17 protein-coding genes are annotated in these 23,222 nt (G+C 61.8%); all 17 read right to left on the bottom strand.

Annotated elements, in window-relative coordinates; all coding sequences use genetic code 11:
* Positions 1-16 precede the first annotated feature (16 nt).
* Positions 17-1,603, bottom strand: a complete 1,587-nt coding sequence (gene tssA / locus F8N96_RS20090) for a type VI secretion system protein TssA (RefSeq protein WP_150799286.1) — start codon at positions 1,601-1,603, stop codon at positions 17-19.
* Positions 1,600-4,770, bottom strand: a complete 3,171-nt coding sequence (locus F8N96_RS20085; protein ID WP_412071818.1) for an ImcF-related family protein — start codon at positions 4,768-4,770, stop codon at positions 1,600-1,602. The genes tssA and F8N96_RS20085 overlap by 4 nt, the downstream gene beginning before the upstream one ends.
* A gap of 202 nt (positions 4,771-4,972) precedes the next feature.
* Positions 4,973-6,211, bottom strand: coding sequence for a hypothetical protein (locus F8N96_RS20080; RefSeq protein WP_150799284.1), 1,239 nt, complete (start codon positions 6,209-6,211; stop codon positions 4,973-4,975).
* A gap of 4 nt (positions 6,212-6,215) precedes the next feature.
* Positions 6,216-6,473 (bottom strand): PAAR domain-containing protein, encoded by a 258-nt coding sequence (locus F8N96_RS20075; RefSeq protein ID WP_082930463.1) that lies wholly within the window; start codon positions 6,471-6,473, stop codon positions 6,216-6,218.
* Complete coding sequence (locus F8N96_RS20070) at positions 6,470-7,519, bottom strand: type VI secretion protein ImpA (protein WP_150799283.1); 1,050 nt, start codon at positions 7,517-7,519, stop codon at positions 6,470-6,472. The genes F8N96_RS20075 and F8N96_RS20070 overlap by 4 nt, the downstream gene beginning before the upstream one ends.
* Position 7,520: 1 nt before the next feature.
* Entirely contained in the window at positions 7,521-8,978 is a 1,458-nt protein-coding gene (locus F8N96_RS20065; RefSeq protein WP_150799282.1) for a hypothetical protein, read from the bottom strand.
* Positions 8,975-11,575 carry a type VI secretion system Vgr family protein gene (locus F8N96_RS20060; protein WP_150799281.1) on the bottom strand — a complete coding sequence of 867 codons (2,601 nt, stop codon included), beginning with the start codon at positions 11,573-11,575 and terminating at the stop codon, positions 8,975-8,977. The genes F8N96_RS20065 and F8N96_RS20060 overlap by 4 nt, the downstream gene beginning before the upstream one ends.
* 2 nt (positions 11,576-11,577) lie before the next feature.
* Positions 11,578-14,244, bottom strand: a complete 2,667-nt coding sequence (tssH, locus tag F8N96_RS20055; protein ID WP_150799280.1) for a type VI secretion system ATPase TssH — start codon at positions 14,242-14,244, stop codon at positions 11,578-11,580.
* 152 nt (positions 14,245-14,396) lie between these two features.
* Positions 14,397-14,888, bottom strand: a complete 492-nt coding sequence (gene tssD, locus F8N96_RS20050) for a type VI secretion system tube protein TssD (RefSeq protein WP_150799279.1) — start codon at positions 14,886-14,888, stop codon at positions 14,397-14,399.
* A complete protein-coding gene (locus F8N96_RS20045; protein WP_150799278.1) occupies positions 14,854-16,644 on the bottom strand; it encodes an OmpA family protein in 1,791 nt (596 codons plus the stop codon). The genes tssD and F8N96_RS20045 overlap by 35 nt, the downstream gene beginning before the upstream one ends.
* A 10-nt stretch (positions 16,645-16,654) precedes the next feature.
* Positions 16,655-17,338, bottom strand: a complete 684-nt coding sequence (gene tssL, locus F8N96_RS20040) for a type VI secretion system protein TssL, short form (RefSeq protein WP_150799277.1) — start codon at positions 17,336-17,338, stop codon at positions 16,655-16,657.
* The gene (gene tssK, locus F8N96_RS20035) at positions 17,335-18,690 is read right to left on the bottom strand and encodes a type VI secretion system baseplate subunit TssK (protein ID WP_150799276.1); all 1,356 of its coding nucleotides are present in this window, start codon (positions 18,688-18,690) and stop codon (positions 17,335-17,337) included. Before tssK ends, tssL begins: the two co-directional genes overlap by 4 nt.
* Positions 18,691-18,714: 24 nt before the next feature.
* Positions 18,715-20,253 carry a type VI secretion system contractile sheath large subunit gene (gene tssC / locus F8N96_RS20030; protein ID WP_150799275.1) on the bottom strand — a complete coding sequence of 513 codons (1,539 nt, stop codon included), beginning with the start codon at positions 20,251-20,253 and terminating at the stop codon, positions 18,715-18,717.
* A 34-nt stretch (positions 20,254-20,287) separates the two neighbouring features.
* Entirely contained in the window at positions 20,288-20,791 is a 504-nt protein-coding gene (gene tssB, locus F8N96_RS20025) for a type VI secretion system contractile sheath small subunit (RefSeq protein ID WP_150799274.1), read from the bottom strand.
* 328 nt (positions 20,792-21,119) lie between these two features.
* Positions 21,120-21,521: an ExbD/TolR family protein gene (locus F8N96_RS20020; RefSeq protein ID WP_150799273.1), complete on the bottom strand. Its 402-nt coding sequence runs from the start codon at positions 21,519-21,521 to the stop codon at positions 21,120-21,122.
* A gap of 1 nt (position 21,522) precedes the next feature.
* Entirely contained in the window at positions 21,523-22,245 is a 723-nt protein-coding gene (locus F8N96_RS20015; RefSeq protein WP_128869505.1) for a MotA/TolQ/ExbB proton channel family protein, read from the bottom strand.
* Positions 22,246-22,331: 86 nt separating this feature from the next.
* Positions 22,332-23,153: an energy transducer TonB gene (locus tag F8N96_RS20010; protein WP_150799272.1), complete on the bottom strand. Its 822-nt coding sequence runs from the start codon at positions 23,151-23,153 to the stop codon at positions 22,332-22,334.
* Positions 23,154-23,222: the final 69 nt, after the last annotated feature.

The raw sequence follows: 23,222 nt of genomic DNA, 5'->3' as shown, positions 1-23,222 counted from the left end.
ATCCTGATGAATGAGGTTAGCCGCAGAGCACTGCGGCACGTACCGGATCGATGGCCACCAGCGCCGCCAGCAGCGCCTCCATGCGCCGGGCAAGGGTGGGTTTGTCGGCATCGTTGCGCTGTGCTTTCAAGCGCAACAATTTGAGCAGGCGTGCCTTGACCTCGAAATTCAGCTCGGGCTCCCACTCGGCCAACGCCTGGCGCTGGGCGGTGGCGTCCAGTTCGCCCAGCAGGTGGATCGCCAGATCGCTCTTGCCATATTGCTCGGCCACCCGCGCCATCAGCAGGCGCAGCAACCAGCGCTGCCGTCCGGTCTGTATGCCGGGGCGCGCGGCCAGCCAGGCCAACGCCTGCTCGATGCCGTCGCTGTCGGCTTGAGCCAGGGCCTCACCTTCCAGTGACAGGATCTCGGTATCTGCGCCTGGCGCCGCAACGGTCGGTGCCGGTAACCATTGCTGGGGGCGATTGCCGCTGACATGCCGGGCAATCCACTCGCGGGTGGTCTCATCGGCGAACGGTGAACCGTCGCTCCAGCACAGCGCTTCAACGCCCGGCAGGCGCTCGATGAACATGCCCAGATCACGCTTGGCCACATCGGCCCAGCTGTCCTGGGGGGCGGGTTGCTTGCTCAGCGCCTGACAGGCATACCACTGCAGGTCCAGCCAGAAATGGTTCACGCCCTCGGCGTACATCCGCTCGACCTGATCGAGCAATTCAGCCCAGCTCTGTTGCAGATACAGGCGCTTGAGTTGTGCTCGATATTCGCCACGAGGCGCCGTCAGGCGCGTGATGCCATTGGCGTCCTGGGGCGGCGCCTGATGCACGGTGTCCCAGCGCAGGCTCTTCATCAGGCGATGAGCCGCCAGCCAGCCCAGGGGTTGCTCGCGCAGGTAAACAGCCAGGGCTCTGCCGCTGTCCAACAGGTCGCGGCCGGATTTGATCGTTGGCGCGTCGGGCGCAGCCGTTTGCGCACTGGTTTCATGACTGGCGCTGTTCTGCGGCACCAGTGCGTCCACGCCACCGGACTGCGCCAGGCGTGCCGACAAGGCGCCATACAGTGTGCCCAACGCGGGCCGTTGCTCCGGCGGCCACGCCTCAAGCCCGCGTTCCAGCCAGGCCAGCGCCGCCACGGTGCGTTCAGCCTCGTCCTTGACCACTTCCGGAAACAGCGAAAGGCTGTCCAGCACTTTGCCGCTGGTCAGCCACTCCAACGCCGCCTTGCGGCTATTGGGACGCGCGGGCAGTACCTCGTCGGCATAGCGTTCCACCAGGGCCGCCAGCAGGCCGAGACCGTCCGCCAACCCGGCTTCACCGTCTTTGTGCAAGCGCGCCCACAGGTAGTAGGTGGCAACGCGCAGGTCCTTGCAGCGTTGGGTGATGAGTGTCTCCGCCAGTCGCACCACCTGATCGACATCGGCGCCAGACAGTTTGTTGACCTCCTCACGCATGCGCTGGAAGTCATCGTCGTAGCCCGGATCCTCACCCACGGGCAAGTCCGTGCTGATGGGCTGCAACCAGGGCTGCCAACGCTCGGCTTGCAGGTGGGCCAGGGAGTGGGCATCGCGTTCACCCAGGCATCGGGCGATCAATGTACGCAGGTTCATTTGATCCTCCTCTTTTGCGCCTTGAGGACCGCCTCATCGTTTTCACTGAGAAAGATCTGCTGGGGCAAGGTGAAGTCACGCAACTTCAGCAACGCCAACGGCCCCGCCCCCAGTTCCGTGCGCAGGTTCCAGGTCAGCTCCAGGCCGTCCGGGGCCTTGAGCTGCAGGCGGTGTAGGCTGTCGCTGTCGTTCAACGGGGTGACCCGGGCTTTTTCCAGCAGACGGATCAACCCCCAGGTGCCTTCGTAGTCACCGAACAGCCGTTCGTTGGCTTGCACGCTGGTCCAGGTCAAACTGGTGCCGGGGTGGCTGCTGAAGCCGGGCCAGCTGAAGCGCTGCCAGCTTTCCTTCTGGTTGAAGTACTCGTGTTTCTCGCCATTGAGCACGAAGGTGGTTTGCACCACGTCGCGCACCGCTTTGCCGCGCAGTTCGAAACTCAGGCCCATGCCGCCATCGGTGTAGAGCACGTCGGCCAGGTGGCTGAGCTGGTTGATCGCCGTGAGGAACTGCGGGTTGAACCGCAAGCCCTGGCTGTGCCGCGGATCGGCCACCCAACGGCTGCCTTCCCGGCGCAATACACCGCCCAGTTGCTGCTGCAGGAACTGGTCGATGCGCCCGGAGTCGGCGCGGATCATCTGCCCCAGCATGGGCAAGGAGGCGTCGCTGCTGGTGGCGGCGAAGGGGAAACGCCCGGCGAAAGCGCTGTGCCAGTCGCTGACGATCGCGCGCTGCCACTGGCGGTTGAGCCCCGCCGCCGAGGGTTGCAGCACCCGTTGCCAGGCCTGGTCCAGCGGCTGCACCAACAGCGTCTCGCCCACCTGGCCCCACTCCGCGCCAAGGCTGGCGGCGAGCAGGCTGCCGTAGGCCCGGGTGTCGGTGAGCTCGACATTCTTGCCCTGGAACACGCTCTGCGCCAGGGCCTGGGTCATCGCCTGCGGGTCGGGCGCGTTGTGCACTTGCTGCAGTTTCAGGCGCACCCGGGTGACGCGGTTGAGGAAGGCCTGCAGGCTCAAGCGGTCGCTGTCGCCGCCTTCGGCGTCCTTGCCCAGCAGCGCCAGCAACGGGCCGAAGGTGGCGTCCAGCGGACCGCTCGGGCCCTGCAGCTGCTGGTCGATCGCCGGCACCGGGGTCTGGCCGACCAGTTTCTGCGCGGACTGCATCAGCGACTCGGCCAACGCCTGGCCGCGCACGCCGGCCTGGCCCTGGTAAGCCAGGGTGTTCATCAGCGCGATCAGCGGCGACTGGCGCACGTCGCTCATCAGCGTCAACTGGTCGATCACCTCGCCCAGGCTAGCGGCCGGCTGCCAGCGCAGACGGTTGAGAAAATCCAGCCAGGCGCTGGCGTAGTCCTCGAAGTAGCGTTGCGTGAGGCGCGCCCGCAGCACGTCCGGGGTCAGGTTGGCATCCAGTTCGGCGGGGTGGTCGCTGAGCACCCAGTCGATCTCCTCGCGGCGCGCTTCGGCGATGGCCTCGATGGCCTGGCGCACTTGGCCTTCCCAGGCCTGGCGGGTGAACACGCCGGGGACGCTGGCCTTGCTGCTGAACAGTGCGCCGGCCTCGGTGTCGCCGACCATTTGCGCCAGGCTCAAGGCCGGGGCGTGATTGGCCGCCCCCTCCAACACCTGTTGATAGAGGCTGGTTTCGGCATTGCGCTGGCCCAGTTGGCCGAGCAGGACTTGCCGGGCCTGGGCGACCAGTTTCGGGTCGGCCTTGATGCGCCACTCGGGGTGCGCGGCCAGGTGTTCGGTGTAGAACTGCCACAGGCTTGGTGCCAGGCCTTGCCACACGCCTGGGGATATTCCGGCGAGGGTCGGTTCGGCTTCTTGCAGGACTTTGGTCAGGAACGCCGCGTCGGTTTTTTCCGGGTGCGCCAGCATCAGGTAGGCCTTGAGCTGGTCGTAGGCGCCCCGGGCGCGGTGCGCGCGTTCGGCACTACCGGGGGGCAGCTTGATCAGGGCGCTGAGTTTGGCCTGCAGGTTGGCGACGGCCGGGTCGCGCAGCAGGCGCTGGTTGGCTTCGACATAGATCGGTTGGACTTTTTCCAGCAGGTTCTGGTTCTGGTTCAGGCCGAAGCGCTGGTACCAGGGGGCGCCGTGTTCGGCGCGGTAATCCAGGCGCGCCAGTTCGCGCATCAGGTCGTTGAGGGCCAGCAGTTGGGCGTCGCCCGTTTGCGACTGCTCCAAGGCGACCAGCGACGTCTGCACCTGGGCGATCTGCACGCGCTGGGTGGCGAAGGACAGCAGCATGCCGGCGCCCCACACCAGCGCCAGGCCCATGACCACTGCCGAGCCGATGCGCACCGGGTGTCGGCCCAAACGGCGACTGTGCACGGCCTTGTCCTCGAGCACGCCCTGCCAGGCCGGGTCGATGGGCCAATGGTGCGCCGCGTGATCCTTGTGTTCGGGCAACGGCAGGCTGAACCACAGCCCGCGTAACGGCAGACCGCGGGCGAATTCGCCGAACAGCGGCGCGAGCGCCTGGCGCCAGCGGGCAATGCCTTCGGCCTGCAGATCGCGCGACAGGCGCAGCAGGAAGTCGTGTTTCATGTCGCCGAATATTTGCGCCCAGCCTGATTCGCGCAAGGGCAGGATCAGCTGGTCCAGGGAGGTTTCCAGGTCTACGGCGGTGGCGCGCGCGGGCAGCAGGCAGCCTACCGGTTGGGTCGTGCGCTGGGGCTGCGGCCACTCGCTGTAGCAAACCTGCCACAGGTACAACGGCAACTGCCACTGCAGGTGGCGGGCCAGGGTTTGCAGGTAGCGCACGCCGGCGCCCATTGCGGCGGCATCGCTGGACTGCTCTTTGTTCAGGGCCCAGATCACGCCGTCGAGTGCGCGCCAGCGGTTGAGGCTGAGGTACTGTTTAAAAGGCGCATCCTCCGCATTGCCTTGCACGCTGCCGCCCCAGATCAGGACGGTGTCCTGGCCTTCCACCCAGTTTTTTTGAGTGAGTTGCGGGGCGATGGCGTGGATTTGTTCGGGTTCGCCGACGACCAGCAGCAGGCGGATTTTGCGGCGCCAGAAGGGACCGTGATTGCGGTAGAGATGATCTCGCAGCACCGATTCAGAAAAGGAGTCCGCCTTGTTTTCAGCGGCAGGCGCAGGAGCCGAAATGGCGCGGTCATCTCCTTTCTGCTGCCGAAAAGAGACGCGCCCCATCTTCAGGCCCATCAACAAGTAACCACCGCCCAGTGCCAACACTACCAAGATCAGACTGATCGTGCCCCACCAGCCCATCGTTTGCTCTGGCGTCTCCGGGTGGATCCCCAGCCACTCGGGTCGCCACCCGATCAGCAGACACAGGCTCACTCCGAACACAATGACCACGAGCGCTATCCACAACCCTATCGAACGACTATTGCGCATCAGCTATTTATTCCTGATTCGGAGAGGGGGGCATGACGGCCGAGCACCACAACCATGCGTCGGCGGTGATATCCCCACTGAAAATGAGATGTGGCTCTCCCTCGTCGCGGATCGACTCCACTGCAGCAGCAATCGCTACCCAGGGTGTCGCGCAACCTGGATTGCCCAGAATGGCGTCGAGGTCGTGCAACCCCTGTTCAACCTTCAACGGCATCCCGACGTCGCTGATCGCCGTGGTAATCGCCGAAGAACGCTGGGCATCGGTTCCGACGCACCAGGCATGCCGGATCGATGCCGCCTCCACCGGGACCCAGTCGAGGGCTTGGTGAGTGGCATAGAGCAAACCTTCAGAGGTCGGCGTGCGCACCGGTTCAGGACGATGCAGATAAGCCAGCGGCTCCAGCGTGGTTTGCGTCAGGCGGTTACCCAAGAGCAAACCCACCACCGCCTCGGCTGTATCTTCCGCTTGCGCGGGCGCAACCTGAAACGCCACCACCAGCAACAGCGTCTGTTCGCGGATACGCTGATCCAGCCAGTCATCCACCGCTGCCAGCCCGCGGCCTTCAAGTCGTGTGACCGTCTGGCGTATACCGGACTCGGACCAGACGTCCTGCCACAGTCCGTTGAGGTTTTCCTCGGAAACGCTGGTGTCCATTTCCAGCAACAGAGCCAGCGGCTTGTCCTCGGGCAGCGCTTGCAGCACCCGGGCGAGATCACTTAATACTTGCCGCAATACCCTGCGCAGCACCGCCTCAGGCATACCGCCCTGTTCGACCGCCAAGCGACTGTGGCGAATGCCCTCTTCACAGGGTTGCCAGGCAGCCTGGACACGTAAGGCCTTGTGCGCGTCGAGCAAAGCGTCCCGCTGCGCCTCGCCATCGTGCGCTCCCGATTCCCGCAATGCGGTATGCAAACTCACCGCCAGCACTTGCTGCGAGCGACGCCCCTGACGCATCTTCTGAACCAGGTCCGCTTCACGCTCATCGTTCCAGCCGTCAGCCACGCTCAATTGGCCGAGATACACCAAGGCACGGATCAAGCTCAGGAAAAACCAGATCGCCATGGGTGCCCCAAGCCCGATCTGCCAAAGCAGGCGCGGATGCTGAGTCAAGGCGTCACCTCCCAACCACAACGTCAGCCCGAGCCCCAGCAGCAGTAACACCGGCAGCAAAACCAGCCAACGCCATGCACGCGGGGCCGGTGGCGGGGTCAGTTCAGGGGGTACCTCGTACAATTTGACCGGCATAAAATCAGCTCGCCGTCGCGTTGGGCAAGGACGAAACCAAGGCACAGCCACAGGCGCACACATGCCCATGAAAGGCGATGGGGATGCCGTTGTTACGAAAGGTAGGATGCCCCTCGCTAATTATTGTCGGACCGTGTTTACCACACCGGACCGGATCACCTTGACGGGCCACGCCGATACCGCCAAAGCGCATCCCCGTGGCGCCTGATAGCACAGCACCGCCGTTGGTGGTGCTGTCGCCGATTCGGATAATTCCTTTCATGGATGTGCCTCCGTGCATGAGCCACCATCGTCACGCTGGATCAGGGTCCACTTCACTGACTGCTCGTCCTTGTGCGGCAGGCGTTGGCCTTTTTTCAGGTCGAGATATTCAAAGCCCTTACGGCCGAAGATCGACCATTTGCCGGTGTGGCTTGCGAGCTCTCCCGACATAGCCGTGATAAAGACACTATCCCGTCTGATGAACTGCGCTTCGCGCTCGGGCCAGGTGTACAGTTCGTCCGGTTCACCCTTAGGGAAGAAGCCTCGTTCGGGTACGTCGATGAATTCGTCTTCTACGCGGCGGATCAGTGTCCAACCGGTTTTAACCCTCTCGTAGTCTTCCCAGTCGTAGTCACGCTTACCAGTATCAGGATTGATCCAAGTGCTACGTCTTACGCCGCGCCGGACTTGTTCTTCTCCCTCAACCCACTCAGTGGGATACAGCAAGTGTGCAGCTGCAAAATCTTCATCTGGTAGGTAAATACCAATATGTTTAGGCTGCTCATCCTTTTCGATGCGCACGCTGAAATCCAGCTCGTAACGCGGAATACGCTGAGGCAACTCATCAAGTCGATAAACCCTATCCTGTCCGTTATAGGTCAAATCACCTTCATCCCAACGCCCTCCAGCAGTTGCCCCCAACCGAGAATCCAGCTCCGTAGCCCGGTCTTGCGTTAGCGAGATGCGCTCTTGTTCTTCTTCGGTCATCCAGCCGTCCCAGAACTCGCTGATGCCACGGTTGTTGGAGTTCATGGCATGACCTGCCTTGAATGCCAGCGGGTCGTTGTTGACTCGCTGGATATAGGCTTTGATATAGAAGTCCCGATCTGGACGGATATTGGGCAGCACGCGGCTTCCCCAGACGACATCGCCTTGCTGCCATTGCGGTTTGTTGCGCTGGCGCGGGTCGAGTTGGTGTTGCAAGCGAGCGTAGGCCTTTTCGTGGGCGTCAATCCAGTCGATGATTGCATCGCGGGTAGCCGCGAAGTGCTCGGGGGAGCTAAAACTTTCCAGCAAGTAGCATTCAAGAGGGTGCAAAATAGCCATTTCAAGGCTCCTTCCTAGTGTCAGGTAAACGCCATTTATGGGTTAACTCAGGCAGGCCCAAGAATGGCTTGATCGGGTCAAGGTTCGAATCGCCAATACCATCGTCATACCCCCAACCGGTTTTTTGCCGGGGAGCTATAAACTTAGGATTTAGATCATCTGGATTGAGCACAATCTGCTGCCGTCCGCCCTCTAACTTGTAGCTAGGATTTGGTTTGAGTACCTGGGTCCCGGCACGTCCTTCCCAAACCTGGAGCGGTTTGCCTGGTGGCACGGTATAGATGACGTACTCACCATTCTCGTTCCAGTGCTTCCATACCGCGAATTCGCGCCGCCACTGGCTTTTTGACTGCAGGACCGTGAACTCGCCCTCGCGCATCCAGCAAATGCTGTTGTCCCCGGAACTTGGGTCCAGAACTCGGTAGAGTCGCTCGCCGGGCGAAACTTTGGCCGCGTGCATGGATTTATCGAAGGTTTTGAATGCCCCCTTCAAACCGTTGTGCTTGGAGGTTGCACTGATATCTGGCCAGCCTTCGGCAATATGACTCAACGACTTTGACGGAAGTTTTTCCAAGGCTGGATAGCTCAAACTCTTCACTTCATCTACCCAATCCGGCTTTTTCTGCTTAATCAACTCCAACTCAGCGTCCTGACGCTGCCCCAGCACATGTGAATTGTTACCTGGCCGCGCACGGTAGGCATTATCCCCTTCGACCCGAAGGCGATTGATGATCTGGTCGAGATAGTCCTGCGCCGGGCGCAATGCCTTTGCCAGGCCTTCATCAGCCTTCTTTCTGACATCCATTATGATTGTCCAGAGTCGCTCTATCCGGATGCCCAATGCATCCGGCCCGAACTTCATGACGAAATTAAACAACTGACGCGTGACCCGCATAAGCTCATCCAGTCGTGCCAACAGCCCCTGTACGGACAGGCTCCTATTTAACTCATTCAGTTTCCCAGCCAGATAATGACATGGATTGTAAACTTTCATTGATACTAGGACTTTCTTTACTGCTGGATGGTACAAGTAACGATTTAATAGAAGCATCGCCTGATCAAGCACAGCCCCATCGATGCGCGGCGCAGGCTTCAGGGCTTTGAAAAGGTACTTCCGAACAGAAAAAACGATAATTTTAAGACAACCTTTCAGTAACGACCCCAATGTCGGAAACAACCCGATAAGCGTTAATATCAACGCTACCCAACTCCAGGTATCGCTGCTGTCCTTGTTAATTTTTCGACAATTCGCAACCAAATCACGCACATCGCCGATCTGATCCACTAGGGGAATCATGAAAATCAACGTTCCAGTGACAGTTTGTGCCGTGGTCGGATTTTCATGGAAATCCCCCTGTAACACTTCCCACAGCCAAAGCCATTTCCCCTCGACTCCTGAATAAGCGTCCTGCGGAGCAGACTCGTAGAACGCCATGGCGTTTTGCAGTTCCTGATTCATACTTTTTCCATTTCAGCGGGTTCACCAATCGAATGCTGTAGTAACAAGTCATAGGAAGGCCAAGGCTGATCCGGTCCAGGCTCGGGAAGTTGGTACTGCACACGCGCCGGCTTATCCGGAACCGGGCTGTGCAGAGCGTGACCTTGCTCGTCCAGCATCCCTTGCAGCACCAGGCCATTGTCGAACGTCAGGGTATAAGGCACGTCTGCAATGGGCTTGGCCGCAGCATCGTAGAAGTTCAACAGCAGCCTGTTGGGCATATCGGCCAACGGATCGGCCAATGGTGAGAGCGCAGTTTTCAATCTGCCCGCCGACGGGACGTAATCGAAGTGTGGAGACTTGATCTCGACTTCACCGGGTGAGCCAATCTCAATGCGATAGGGATCGAGGGTGATGTAGTTGCTGCCAACGTTGAGGGTGATTTTCTTTTTCGCAGTGATGCGGATTTCGTCCTCGGTGCTGCTGATGTCCAGACCTTGCCTGGCCAACAGTTCAAGGCGGTCGTTCTGTGCCTGGATCGTTACAGCGCCTTGGTTGGCAATTAACTTCAACCCGAGCTTTTGCGCGAACAGGCCAATGGCTTGACCTGCCGTCACCGTAAGACGCTTGAGCACACTAAAGTCAGTGTTGTTGCTCACTGCGCTAAGGGTCTGACCAGCCGCCAACTGCATATGCGCTGGCGTTACCAGCGCCACGCCGGCAGGGGCCGAGACGAGCAAGCCGGCCTCTTTCAATTGCCCCAACGCGGCCTTCAGCTGCTTGGGCACGGTCTCATCCGCCTCCAGCCCCCCTGCCACTACGGCGTTACGGGCTAACCCTTGCACACGTTGTAATGCCTCTTCCAGTTGCGCCAGAGCTTCATTCATGCCGAGCGTTTCGCCCTGCGCTTTCGGCTGTTCATTAGCACTGATGAACAGCCCCTTCCCCGCCCGAATCGACCCCCACCCATCGGTGCGCAGTTCAAACCCTTCACCCCGCCTCTGCTGCTCGGCATCGACCAGATGCCCCAGATTCAGCTGGCTCTTGCCACTGTGCTCGGTACTCAGCTTGACGTGCTCTTTGCCCCTTGTGTCCTCCATCCTCAGCTTGTTGTTGGCCGGCGTGCGCAGCACGTTGCGCTTGTAATTGCGCGCACGCAGGGTCACGTGGTCGCGGTGTTCGCTGTCGTGCAGGGCGTGGGCGATGTAGGGGCGGTCCGGATCGCCCTGTTCGAAGGCCACGGCCACTTCGGTGCCGGCGATCAGCGGCAAATGCAGGCCGTGGGTGTCGCCGGCGTAGGGCCGGGCCAGGCGCAGCCACATGCTTTCCTCGCCGGGTTTCCAGGTGTCGCGGTCGAACAGGAACTGCACGCAGTAGCGCCCTTCGACGTCGATTTCGGCGTAGGGGTCGTGTTTTTGCGGGTTGCTGACCCGGGCCGGGATCGTGCCGGCGATCTGCGGTTTGGGCTGCAGCGGTGGGCGGAAGCACACGCTTTCCGAATAGGGGATGGCCTGGAACCGGGCTTCGAAGCTGGCGTCGCGGGCGGCGCGGGTGCTGAGGTGGGTGATGACCGTGCCGCGGGCGAAGGCCTGGGGCGCGCCGCCGGTGATTTTCAGCACCTGGCCCGGGGCCAGGGTCGCGCTGCTGCTGGTGCCGCTGAGGCGGGTCTGGTCGTTGAGGTAGCGTTCGTGTTGCAGGCGGGCGTAGAAGTAGCCGGTTTCCGGTGGCAGGTCTTCGTAGAATTGATAGCGGTCGCCGAGGGCGGTGTAGGGTTCGGCGTAGTGGTAGGCCTCGCCGTAGGTGGTGGTCGCGCCGCGGGTGTGGTCGATCTCGCCGTCCAGGTGGGCGTAGGCGTCGCGGTGCTGGTAGGTGCGGATATTGACCTGGCGTTCGACTACCTGGTGTTGGGTTTGCAAGGCCCAGACGCCGTCCTGCTCGCTGCTGCTCAGGCCGGCCGGTGAGTGGCAAGGCAGCTGGATGCCGGACTGGTAATGCAGTTGGTCGTCGTGGAATTCGACGACGTCGAGGTGCAGGCGTTCGTCGCTGGTGAAGCGGTACCAGATGCCGACTTCGGCCAGCAGCCGGGCGATGAAGGCCAGGTCGCTTTCGCCGTATTGCATGACTTGCAGGCGCCTGGGGTACTTGCGCGTGAGCTTGAAGAAAAAATCCTCGCCGCGAAAATCGTGGCGGCTGCGCAGGATGTGTTCGACGATTTCCGGCACGGACTGGTGTCGATAGAGGCGGAACTGCTGGCCGCGGGCGAGCAAGGCCAGGCGTGGTTGCAGGGTGATTTCGTAGCGGGCTTCGTCGATGGAGCCGGACAGGCGCTTAAAGCCGGTGACCACGCCGTGCAGGGTGCGCAGCGGTTTGATCGGGAGGTCCCGGGTCAGGAAGCTGGGCTTGCGCGGTGGGGCGTGCAGGCTGAAACGGGCGTCGCGATTGAGCAGCTGGTCGGCGGCGATGTCCTGTTCGGTGCAGGTGAATTCGATGCCGTAGTGGAAGGGCTGGCTGAGTTGTTCTTCGCCGTGGAAGGCCAGGACGTCGAGGGTGGCGTCGAATTTGTGGACGCTGAGTGTGTGCCGGCTGTGGTCGAAGAAGGTGGGCAGTTGGCTGGACATGTTCACCCCTCCATCGCGGCAAGGTGCGCGGCGTCGTGGGCGTTGGTGAAATGCAGGGTCACGCCGTAATCGTCGCTGTAGCCCAGGCTCACGCCGTCGGTTGTCTGCCCGGCCGCCTGGCGCTGCAGCAGCTGCTGGCTGAGCACCGGCAGGATCTGCTGGTTGAGCAGGCTGTCGATGTTGCGCGCGCCGGAGTCGGGCAGCAGGCAGGCGGCAACCAGGGCGTCGTTGAGGGCCTCGTCGATATGGCAGGCCAGGCCGTAGTGACGCTGCAGTCGCCGAGCCACCCGGGCCAGCTTGAGAACGACGATGCCCTTGAGGGCGTCGGCTTGCAGCGGGCGGTAGATCAGGGTCTGGAAACGCGCCAGCAGGGCCGGCTGGAAGTGCTCGCGCAGGATCGGCCGCAGCAGTTCCTGCAGGGTGCTGTCCGGCGCGTCAGGATGTTGCTGCAGGCAGACCTGCAGTGGGTCGCTGCCGAGGTTGGAAGTCATCAGAATGACGGTGTTACGGAAGTCGATTTCACGCCCTTCGCCATCGCGCATGAAGCCACGGTCGAACACCTGGTAAAACAGGTTGATGACATCGCGGTGGGCCTTCTCCACTTCATCGAGCAGCACCACGCTGTAGGGCCGTTGGCGCACGGCCTCGGTGAGCACGCCGCCCTGGCCGTAACCGACGTAGCCCGGCGGCGAGCCTTTGAGTTGGCTGACGGTGTGGGCTTCCTGGTACTCGGAGAGGTTGAGGGTGATCAGCGACTTCTCGCCTCCAAACAGGCAGTCGGCCAGCGCCAGTGCGGTCTCGGTCTTGCCGACGCCACTGGTGCCCACCAGCAGGAACACCCCCAGCGGCGCCTGTTCTTCGGTCAGGCCGGTCCTGGCGGCCCGCAGCCGCTGGGCAAGGGCATTCAACGCCGGCTCCTGGCCGATGACCCGTTCGCTCAATTGCTGCTCTAGTGCCAGCAGGTTGGCGTGTTCGTCCTTGAGCAGGCTGCCCAGCGGCACCCCGGTCCAGTCGGCGATCACTTCGGCGACGCTGCGGGCGCTGACGTCGAGGGCCAGCAAGGGTTGGTTGCCCTGGGCGTCGGTCAGTCGTCGTTGCAATTGTTCGCAGACATCCGGCCGCGGTGGTTCGGCCTGGCGCGCATCGAGCAATTGTCGTGACAGGTCGAGTTCATGCCGGTATTGCTGTTCGAGCTCGGTGTGTTCACCTTGCAAATCCGCCTGTTGCGCAGCGATCGTCGCCAGGCGCTCGCCGGCGTTGTCGCCCAGGAGTTGCCTATCCTCTTCGAGGGCCTGGCGCTCCAGTTCCAGGGCGGCCTGCCGGGCCTTGAGCCGGACCAGTTCCTGGGGTTCACAGTCGAGGCTGATGCGCACTCGCGCGCTGGCGGTGTCGAGCAGGTCGACGGCTTTGTCCGGCAGTTGCCGGCCGGTCAGGTAGCGCCGCGACAAGCTGACCGCGGCCTGGACCGCCGTGTCCTGGATGTGCACGCCATGGTGACTGGCGTAGCGCGCCTTGAGGCCCCGCAGCATGAGGCAGGCGCCGGCATCGTCCGGCTCGTCCACCTTGACGGTCTGGAAGCGTCGCTCCAGGGCGGCATCGCGCTCGAAGTATTGCTTGTACTCGCTCCAGGTGGTGGCAGCGATGGTGCGCAGTTCCCCGCGGGCCAGGGCCGGTTTGAGCAGATTCGCCGCGTCGGCGCCGCCCGCCTGGTTGCCGGTGCCGATCAGGGTGTGGGCTTCGTCGATAAACAGCAGCACCGGGCTGGCTGATTGCTGCACGGCGTCGATGATGTTTTTCAGGCGCTGTTCGAATTCGCCTTTGACCCCGGCGCCCGCTTGCAACAGCCCCAGGTCGAGGGTGCGCAAGCTGACCGGCTTGAGACTGTCGGGGACATTGCCCTGGGCGATGCGCAAGGCCAGGCCTTCGACCAGAGCGGTCTTGCCGACCCCGGGTTCGCCGACCAGCATCGGATTGTTCTTGCGTCGGCGACTGAGGATGTCGATGACCTGGCGGATCTCATCGTCACGGCCGAACACCGGGTCGATCCGCCCTGCCCTGGCCTTGGCGGTGATGTCCTGGGTGAATTTGTCCAGCACCGCCTGCAGGGCATCCTGCATGTCGGCACCGGATGGCGGGGTAATCGGTTGGCCAGCAGACACGTCCATCTGGCCCAAGGCAGCTTCTCGCTGAACTTGCGGACGCTCTTCGGAGTGTTGATCGAGCAGCGCAGACAAACGCTGCAATTGAACATCACTGAGGCTGAGCAGCGGCCAGGCGGCGTCGCACGCGAGCAGGCCTGGAGTGTCCAGCAACGCACCGAGCAGATGCGCGGAACGCAGGCGCTCGTGGTCGTCGTCCAGGGAGGCGCGCAGCCACGCGTTACTGATCAGTTGCTGCAACTTGCCACACAGCTGCGGCTTGCCCTGCACACTGCGTGGCAGGCTGTCGAGATGGTCGAGCAGCCCACGCCAGAGCGCGTCCATATCCCATTCGTAGCGACGGGCGATGAGGGTCAGGTCGCCCTCGCCCTGCTCCAGCAGCTTAAGCAGCCAATGCTCGATGCTGATCTGTCCATGGCCGCGGCTTTGGCACAACGAAGCCGCCGCGCTCAGCGCCTGGGCGCAATAGGGGTTGAGGCGGCGGAGCAAACGGGTGGGATTGGGGGCCATGGGGGCGCGTCCTTGTTCTTGAGACTCGGTGTGTTCGATGGCGCAGGCGATGGGCCTGTAACTTGATGTAGTTGGATGAACGTCCGCGAACAGACGCTCAGCCAAACACGGCGGGTGCCGGCAGACAGAAGCCCGTCCGCCGGCTTTTCAGGTCAACCTGATTTGCGCTCGCTCCAGGAATCCGAGTGCATGATGTTGCCCTCACTGAAGGTCCAGGTGATCTTCTCGTAGCGCAACTCAACCTCCTCCAAGTGATCGCGTTTGCTATTGCTGGGGTCCTTGATGTCGTACATTTTCGAAGCGACATTCACCACTTTGACGTTCTCAAGCAAAGCGCTGTATTTCACACCTTCCAGGCCATTTTCGCCGGTGTGGTACCACTTGAACTCGGCACTCTTGAGGGTCTGGCCCGTGGTCGCGGCCTTGAACAAGTAGACAGTGGAAGAATCGACGCTCTTGGTGAACATAAACGGGGAATGAATCCGCGTGCCTGTCAACTTGCCTGTGTTGTCGTCGGTGGGGATGGACACTTCATGATCCAGGGATAGCACCTCGACGCTGCCCTCACGTTGATACACATCCACCGAACCTTTGATTTTCGCGCCGCCGTCATCTTGCAGCCATAGGTAAACGGGATTTGCCATGTAAAGCTCCTTCTCTCAAAACATGAATGTCGCGCAATGCGACAGGGGGTTGTACGTCCGGCCCCGGCATGGGCAGCACGCAGGCCCCCACTTCCGGCACCAGACGGATATCGACGCGACGGTTGGCCGCGCGCCCGGCCTCGGTGTCATTGCTGGCAACCGGCTGGCTGGCGCCAAAACCCTGCACCGCAAAACAGCTGTCAGGGATGTCGCCCATATGCTTCATCCAGTCATGCACCGCGGCCGCCCGGGCCCGGGACAACTGCAGGTTGTGCCCGGCATTGCCCGTGGCATCGGTATGCCCGGCAATGACGATCAGCCAGCCGGGCTGGGCCTTGATGCCGACCAGGGCATTGACCAGCACCTTGGTCGAACCCGGCTTGAGCCGGGCGCTTCCGGTACCGAACAGCGACAGGCTGTCCAGGCGCACCGGCCTGGGGCTCCCGGCGGGGATCGGCGCCGTCGCCGGATGACGGTGACCGGCAATCGTCGCCAGCACCTGCGTGCGCAAAGGCTCACCGCGATACAGGCCCAGGCCCAGCGCCAGCGGTGCGCCTTGTCGGTAGTAGTGATCCAGTCGCAGGGCGTCCTGGCGCAGTTGCGCAAATGCTTCCTCGCGCAGGGCGAATTCGGGCCGGTCACGTTGCCCTGTCGGGGGAATCGAGGTGTACCGCCGCAGGTCATCGGTGATCTGGCGCACCAGCAAGGTGTTCTGCCAGGCCGAGCTGGCCAGGGCGACGACGCCGGCCAGTGCGAACAACCAGGACGCGATGACACTGGCACGGCGTAAGGGGGTAAACCGTCCCTGGACCGGCAGCAGATGCAGCAAGGGATCAGGGAACGGCAAGCGCGTGCCCTCCCCGGGCTCCGCCTGCCTGGTGTCCACCAGCGCCACTTTGTTACGCAGCCATTGTTGCCACAGGTTGCCCGCCACGGCCTGAGGCAGTACCGGTACCAGCGTCATGGCGCAGACCCACGGCAGGCTGCCGCAATGACGGGTTTCACCGCGGGCGAAATGGGGCAGTACCGCTTCATTCAGCCAGGCTGCAACGCTGTTCAGCTGGACGCTGGTGTGCAACCGGCCAGCACGCGTTGCGCTGTCGGCGGACTGCTGCTGCCAATCCGCCAGGCTGACGCACGCTCCCGCCGCGCGCACGCTGGGGCTGCCCTCGCCGGCCTGCCAGCTGAACCAGGGACCCTCGCCCCGCGAGGCTTGCAGGTAACTCGCCAGCAGTAGCGGCAACACCACGCCGCGCTTGCGAACCAGCCCGACCTGATAACTGAAGGCACGTATCTGTCCAGCCAGCACGGCGGTGTCGGTATGCTCGGCGGGGTTGACGACGAACATGACGCTGAGCTGCGCGCCCCATTCCGGACGCAGGGCCATCAAGCCCGCGGTCACCGACGGCAGCTGTTCCAGCTCGGGTACCCGCACATAGCAACCGTCTTTAGTGAGGTGCAGGGTCAATTGTTCGACGGCCGTTGCGCCAAACAGACTCGCCAGACCATCACCACACACCAGGACCACCGGCTTAGGGTAGGCCGCAGGCGGCAAGGAAGCATGACCGGCCAGCGTCAGTGATTCGCCCAGCGCCGCCGCACGTCGTCCCGCCCGACGCCAGGCAAGGGCGACAAGACTCAGGAGGGTAAGGACCGCGATTGCACGGGTCCCGGCGGTCAACGGAAAAACCGCCAGCAGCGCAAGGGCGAGCGAACCCGCCCACAGCCAAAGACCCCGTGTCAGCTTGAGCGCCATCGGCCTCATCTCAGGCTGCACCGGGCAAGAGTGTAGTGATCAGACCGCCCAACAGACGGTCCAGCCCCCACCAGACAGCGACGAGCAACAAGCCCACCGCCAGCACATGCGGCAGCGGTGATCGCAGCCCGCGCAGGCGGCCGATCCGGTGAGCGCCACTGGCTTGGGTCTTGATGCCAAGGCGCAGCTCCATCGGCGCGACGTGCCCATTCAGAACTGTCAGCAGTTGCTCGCGCTCGGGATCATTCAGTTCGCGATATCGACCTTTGAAGCCCAGCATCAGCACCCGGTGGAAGGCCGTCAGCACCTGCGGATCGGGCGCCGGTTCGCGCAGCACTTCGCGCATGTCTTCATACAAAAACTCACCGGCCTGGTGACGATTGAAGAACCTGGCCTGCAGCGGTTCGCGGGCCCATTTGGCATGGGCATCGGGTTTGGCGCAGCTGAGCACGGTCTCGTCGAGCAAGGCACATTGGGCGTGGCTGATGTGGTCGATGCTGCGCTGGCCCAGGCCGGCCTGCTCGAGCATCTGGCGAACGAACTCGATCTGTCCGGCGCAACGATCCCACAGTTGCTCGGCATTCTGCGCCGAAGCCCCTTGGCGCAGCTCTACCACCAGCAGGAAGCTGTCCTGCAACAGCGCGTCGACATCCGTTGCAGTGGCGGTCGGTGTGTTGGCGATAACCCGGTTCATGTGCGCAGCACCGCGAACAGTTCCAGCTTCACATCGGCCAGCGTGCTCGGAACATAGAAGGCACAGACCCCTTGGGCCAACACGGCCTGGCCCTTGGCATGCCTGAGATCGAGGGCGAAATACTGGTTTTCCAGACGTAGCGGAATGGCTGCCGGCACGTGGCTGAGCGACTGCAACGGAACACCGTCCAGTGCGGCGTTGACCAGGTGATCGACATCATCCGGTGTACCGACCTTGCACAGGCGCGGGAACTGGCTTTGCAACTGTGCGGCCGGCATACGGCAACGCACCGACAGATAGAAGTCGGCACCGTCATCCTCACGCAGGCGCGCATCATTGATCGTGACCTGCCAGCGATTGGTACTGATCTCCTGCAGTTCCAGGGCAATGACCCGCGACGGCAGGCTGGCCTCCAGCAAGGTGGAAATCATGCGCATCAACGGCGGGAACACGGTCTCCAGCTGTTCGTGTCGATACGCCGGAATCTGATCGATATCGTGTTCCAGCGAAAAGGTCAGCAGGCTGCCGGCCAACTTGGCCAGTTCCAGATAGACCTGCTCTGGATGTCGCGCAGGATAGGCCTTGAGATCAGCCAACACCGGTTGGTAAGTGTTCAAGGCATTGAGCAGCCAGAACAGCGAGACATCGGCCACGGCGAAGTCGGCCATGCGCTGGTTGCTCTCGCGGCGCATGCCCATCAGCCGTTGCCGCTTGGCGGACAACTGCGTCAACAGGTTATCAAGCTGTGACAGCAGGCCGGGATGAGCCGCGAAGTCGAGCAGCGGCGGCACATAATCCGGATCGAGGCTCCAGCCGCCCTGCCCGTCACGCACCAGGCGCGCAATCGGGCAGGTCAGGTAATCGCCGTTTTCGTCGTGATCAAAACGCAGACTCAGCATGTGCTCGAGAACGCCGATCGATTGCACCTCGTCGGCGTAGACGTCCTGGACGTCACGCCAATCCTGGCGATAGCGGGTCGGCCGTTCAGCCTTGCCAGCGTCGAACAGGCAGTTGTTGCCATTGGCCTGTTCCAGCGGCAACGCCAGGACCAAGGTGGCGCCCTGGACGTCATCCGCCAGCAGGCGGGCCAACTCCAGGGCAGAGGGCAGTCGATCCACCTGATCGGTATCGATCAAGGTACCGTCAGGCATGCGCAGGCGCAGCTGGGTGGCCTTGAGCTTGCCCAGCCGCAGGGCTTGCGGGTCGAACCCCACCCCCTGGACACCCCAGGGGTGCACCATGGACAGGCGGGCCAGACTTTCGTTGGCCCAGGCCTCCCAGCGCGCCTGCTGTTGGAATTGCTGCGGGCACAGCAAGGCTCCCGCGGCCCACAGGGGGCGGTCGATTTTCATGACGTTGTTTCCCTAGGGGTTGATTCAGGCTTTCGCTTTGGGCATCTGCGACACCAGCGACAGGTTGACGTCCATGCCTTCCACCTGGAAGTGCGGCACGGCGTACAGCTTGACGCGGAAGAAGCCCGGGTTGTCTTCGATGTCTTCCACTGTCACCTTCGCCTCACGCAAGGGATGCGACGCCTGCAGATCGTCGCCCGGATCGGTCATTTCGGTCACCAGCCCACCGACCCACTTGTTCAACTCCAGCTCGAGCAAACGACGGTCCTTGGTCGTTCCGATGTTCTCGCGCTGGATCATTTTCAGATAATGCGCAATGCGCGAAAGCAGGAAGATGTAGGGCAACCGTGAATTGATACGGCTGTTGGCGGTGGCATCGGCGGTGTCATACAACGCCGGTTTCTGAGCCGAGTTGGCGGAGAAAAAACACGCGTAGTCGCGGTTCTTGTAGTACGACAATGGAATGAATCCGAGGTTGGCGAATTCGAATTCACGGGTCTCCGGAATCATCACTTCCGAAGGGATCTTCACCTGGCTGCCCGTGCCCAGATCGTACAAGTGAATCGGCAGCTCGGTGACCGCACCGCCCGACTGCGGTCCGCGAATCTGCACGCACCAGCCGTTGGCGATGAAGCTCTTGACCATGTTTGCCGCGAAGGCGAACGAGGCGTTGGTCCACAGGTACTTGTGATGATCAGGTCCCTTGACGCTTTCGATATAGTTGAAACTGCGCACTGGCACCGTGTCCGGGCCGTAGGGCAAGCGCCCCAGCACCCGCGGCATGGTCAGGCCGATGTAACGGGCATCGTCACTGTCGCGGAATGACTTCCACTTGAGGTATTCGGCGCGGTCGAAGTAATTGCCGATGTCCTTGATCGCAGCCACCTCCTCCATCGACTCCTTGCCGAAAAACGCCGGGCCGACAGCACCAATGAAAGGCATGTGCGCCGCTGCTGCAACTTTGGAGATATTGCGCAGCAGGGTGATGTCCTGCGGGCTGCGATCGAACTCATAGTTGGAAACGGCCGCCGCGATCGGTTCACCACCGGGGGTGTCGTACTCCTGGGTGTAGGTATGCACATACAGCCCGCTCTGGGCGATCTCCGGTGCATCTTCGAAATCCTGGATCAAGTGATCCTTGCTCAGATCCAGCAGTTCAATGCGCACGTTCTGGCGGAAGTCGGTCTGATCGATCAACGATTTGACGCCGCGCCAGGTCGACTCGACGCGCTGAAAATCCGGATGGTGCATGACCGCATCCAGTTGACGACTGATCTGTGCATCCAGCGACGCAATGTGTTCATCCAACAGTGTCTTGTCCAGGCGCTCGACTTTCTTCGACGATTGCTTGAGCAACTTCAGGAATACACTGACGGCGGCGGTCACTCGCTCATCGGTGGACGCCTCGGACAATGCTTCAGTATTCTGAAAAACGTCTATTGCACCCAGCTCTTTAACCGGACTGAGGTTGATCTTGCTAAACAAGCCACTGTATACAGTTTTATTTTCTTCAGACAACACTGCAGCGCCACGCGATTGCGCGGAAGAGTTTTCTACGGACATTGTGCAAACTTCCCTTTAAACCAACCGAGGTGAATTAACGATTTTGTTCTGGCGCCAGAGCGGCCAATTCGGCTCTCAACTCGTCACTCAGCGCGTCATCCTTGAGAATGCGCTCCAGTTCGTGGCGAAAGGTGACGTTGTCCAACAGGTTCGACTTGAGGTCGCGCAACAGGTTACGCATCGCCAACAGCGCACGTAGTTGCGGTATCTGCCGCGCCACTTGCTCCGGTTCAAAATCCTTCATGCTCTGGAATTGCAGCTTGACGCTGGCATCGGAGCCATCGTTGACCAAGGTATTTTCCACGGCCAGCGTCAGGCGTGGCGAGAACTCGGCCAGCACGCTGTCGAAGTTGTTCTTGTTGACATCGACCTTGCTTCTTTCCGACAGAGAACGCTGTTCCCTACCGTTACTGTAATCCCCCATCACCATCAACTTCAGCGGCAATTCGACTTTCTTCTGTGCACCACCGGTGTGCAGATCGAGCTTGATATTGACCCGAGCCTTGGGTACTTCGTTTTGAAAACTGCTTGAAGCCATAATCCCTCCAGACACTTCAAGTAACAGCATGCGCCATCACCCAAAATAATAACGACTGGAATCCACGCCATTAGCCGATTCGATAGTTTCCGCCAGCAGCCTGTAAATTCCCTTTTGATACCACGAGTAATGCGTGTGCGGTACAGCTGTAGTTCAGCAACCTACAAACATACTGAATCATCTCAGGCTGCTATTCCATACCTCGAGGCATCATTAGGACGTTTCCGACGCATTTACAGAAACTGCCTACAAACTGAAACATACAGCCATAAAAAAGGCCGCTCGAGAGCGGCCGGAAGAAACAAGCAGGGTCTTGCCGTAACATTTCCTACTTCGCCGTAATCACCGACAACTTGGTAATCCCCGCCCGCTCAATCGATGCCATCGCCCGGGCTACCTCGCCATAATTCACCCCATTGTCCGCCTGCAGCTGCACCCGCACGTCAGGGTTTTTCGCCTTGGCCGCCTGCAGGTTGAACTCGAGCAGCTCCGCCTGGATCTCGTCCTTGTTGATGAACACCTTGCCCTTGTCGTCGATGCTCACCACCAGCGGATCCTTCTGTTCCACTGGCGCCACCGACTCGGTCTTGGGCAGGTTGATCGGGATCGCGTTGGTCAGCAGCGGCGCGGTGACGATGAACACCACCAGCAGCACCAGCATCACGTCCACCAGGGGCGTGACGTTGATCTCGCTGAGCACTTCATCGCTGTCTTGTGTGGAGAAGGCCATATCAGGACGCCTCCTTGACTTTCTGCCCGGCGACGGTGGCGCCGGACTTGCTCAGCACCGGGTGCAGCAGCACGCGGAACGCGTTTTTCTGCGCCAGGCTGTAGAAGTCGTGGGCGAAGTCGTCGAGGTCGGCGGCGGTCAGTTTCAGGCGCCGCAGGAAGTAGTTGTAGACCAGCACCGCCGGCACCGCGACGGCGATGCCGACGCCGGTGGCGACCAGTGCCGCGCCGATCGGCCCGGCCACGGTTTCCAGGCTCGCCGAGCCAGCCGCGCTGATGCCTTTCAAGGCCGACATGATGCCCCAGACGGTACCGAACAAACCGATGAAGGGTGAGGTGCTGCCAATACTGGCCAGGATCGCCAGGCCGCTTTCCAGCGAGCGCCGTTCACGCACGATCTGCTGGCGCAGTGCACGCTCGAGGCGGTCCTGGTGGTTGATCGACTGACTGAGGTCAGTGCCCGGCTGATCGCTGACCTGGATCGCGGCGTAACCGGCCAGTGCGACGCGAGCGGCGGCGCCCGGTTGGCTGTGGGCCAGTTCAGCGGCGGAATCGAGACTGGAGGCGGCCCAGAAGTGTTTGTGGAATTTGCGGTCCTGGGTCTTCAGGCGGGTGAACTGCACGCCCTTGAGCAAGGCGAGGCCCCAGGTCGCGACGGAGAAGATAATCAACAGCCAGATGACGGCGTGTTCGATGGATTCGAAGGGGGATGCGATCAGGTTCATGGTCAGGCTCTCCAACAAGGCATGGAATCGGTTGTAGCGATGCGCCTTTTGTCAGGTGGCCCGCGGTCTGTTTCGATAGGGTTGAGTTACTTGATCTTGAAGTCGATGGGCACGCTGACCCAGCCGTCCTGGGCGACATTGCCCTGCTTGGCCGGGACGAAACTCCAACGCTTGACCGCCGCCAGGGCGGCGTCGTCGAGTTGATCGCGGCCACTGCTTTTCTGGACCTGGATCTCGCCGGGTTTGCCGCTCGCCAGGACATGCACCCGCAACAACACCGTGCCTTCCCAGCCGCGACGCATCGCCAGGGACGGGTATTCCGGTGCCGGGTTCTTCAGGTACCCGGCGCTGGCCGATGCCGGGGTCACCGGCTGCGGTGCGGGTGGTGCGGGTGGTGCAGGTGGCGCTGGCGCGGCGACCGGTTGTGGCGGCGCAGGAGGCGCAGGCGGCTGCTCCACCGGTTTGGCCACAGGTTTAGGCACCGGTTTAACCACGGGTTTGGGTTTGGGGACGGGTTTGGGTGGCGGTGGTTTCACAGCCAGCTCATCCTCGACCGGCGGTGGCGGTTCGACCACTGGCTGGGGAATCGGCTCGGGGGGTGGCGGCACCACCACCGGTGGTGCCGGCTGCGAAAACTCGATGGTCATCGGCGGAATTTCCGGTGGCACCACTGGCAATGCCGGCGGTGGTGTCTGGTTGACCCAGACAATCACCGCGCCATGCAGCACCAGCGCGAACACGCCCAGCAAGACCCCTTCGCGGCGACTCAACACCCGCTTGGGCGTGCTGTGCAGCCGCGACAGCGCCAGGGGCTCGCGGAAAACCCGGCCAAGGTCGAGCAGCTCGCCACCGGGTGCCGGGTGCCGAAACACCTCTAGGGCACTTGCGGCGCTCTGGACATTGCCCATTCATTAACTCCTGTAGACTTTGAATTTATCTGCCTACAGGCATCATCAACGAAAGTTTTTATCTCTTAA

The organism is Pseudomonas fluorescens, from assembly GCF_902497855.1.
In the GTDB taxonomy this organism is placed as follows: domain Bacteria; phylum Pseudomonadota; class Gammaproteobacteria; order Pseudomonadales; family Pseudomonadaceae; genus Aquipseudomonas; species Aquipseudomonas fluorescens_BI.
This window is presented reverse-complemented; position numbering and strand designations above follow the sequence as displayed.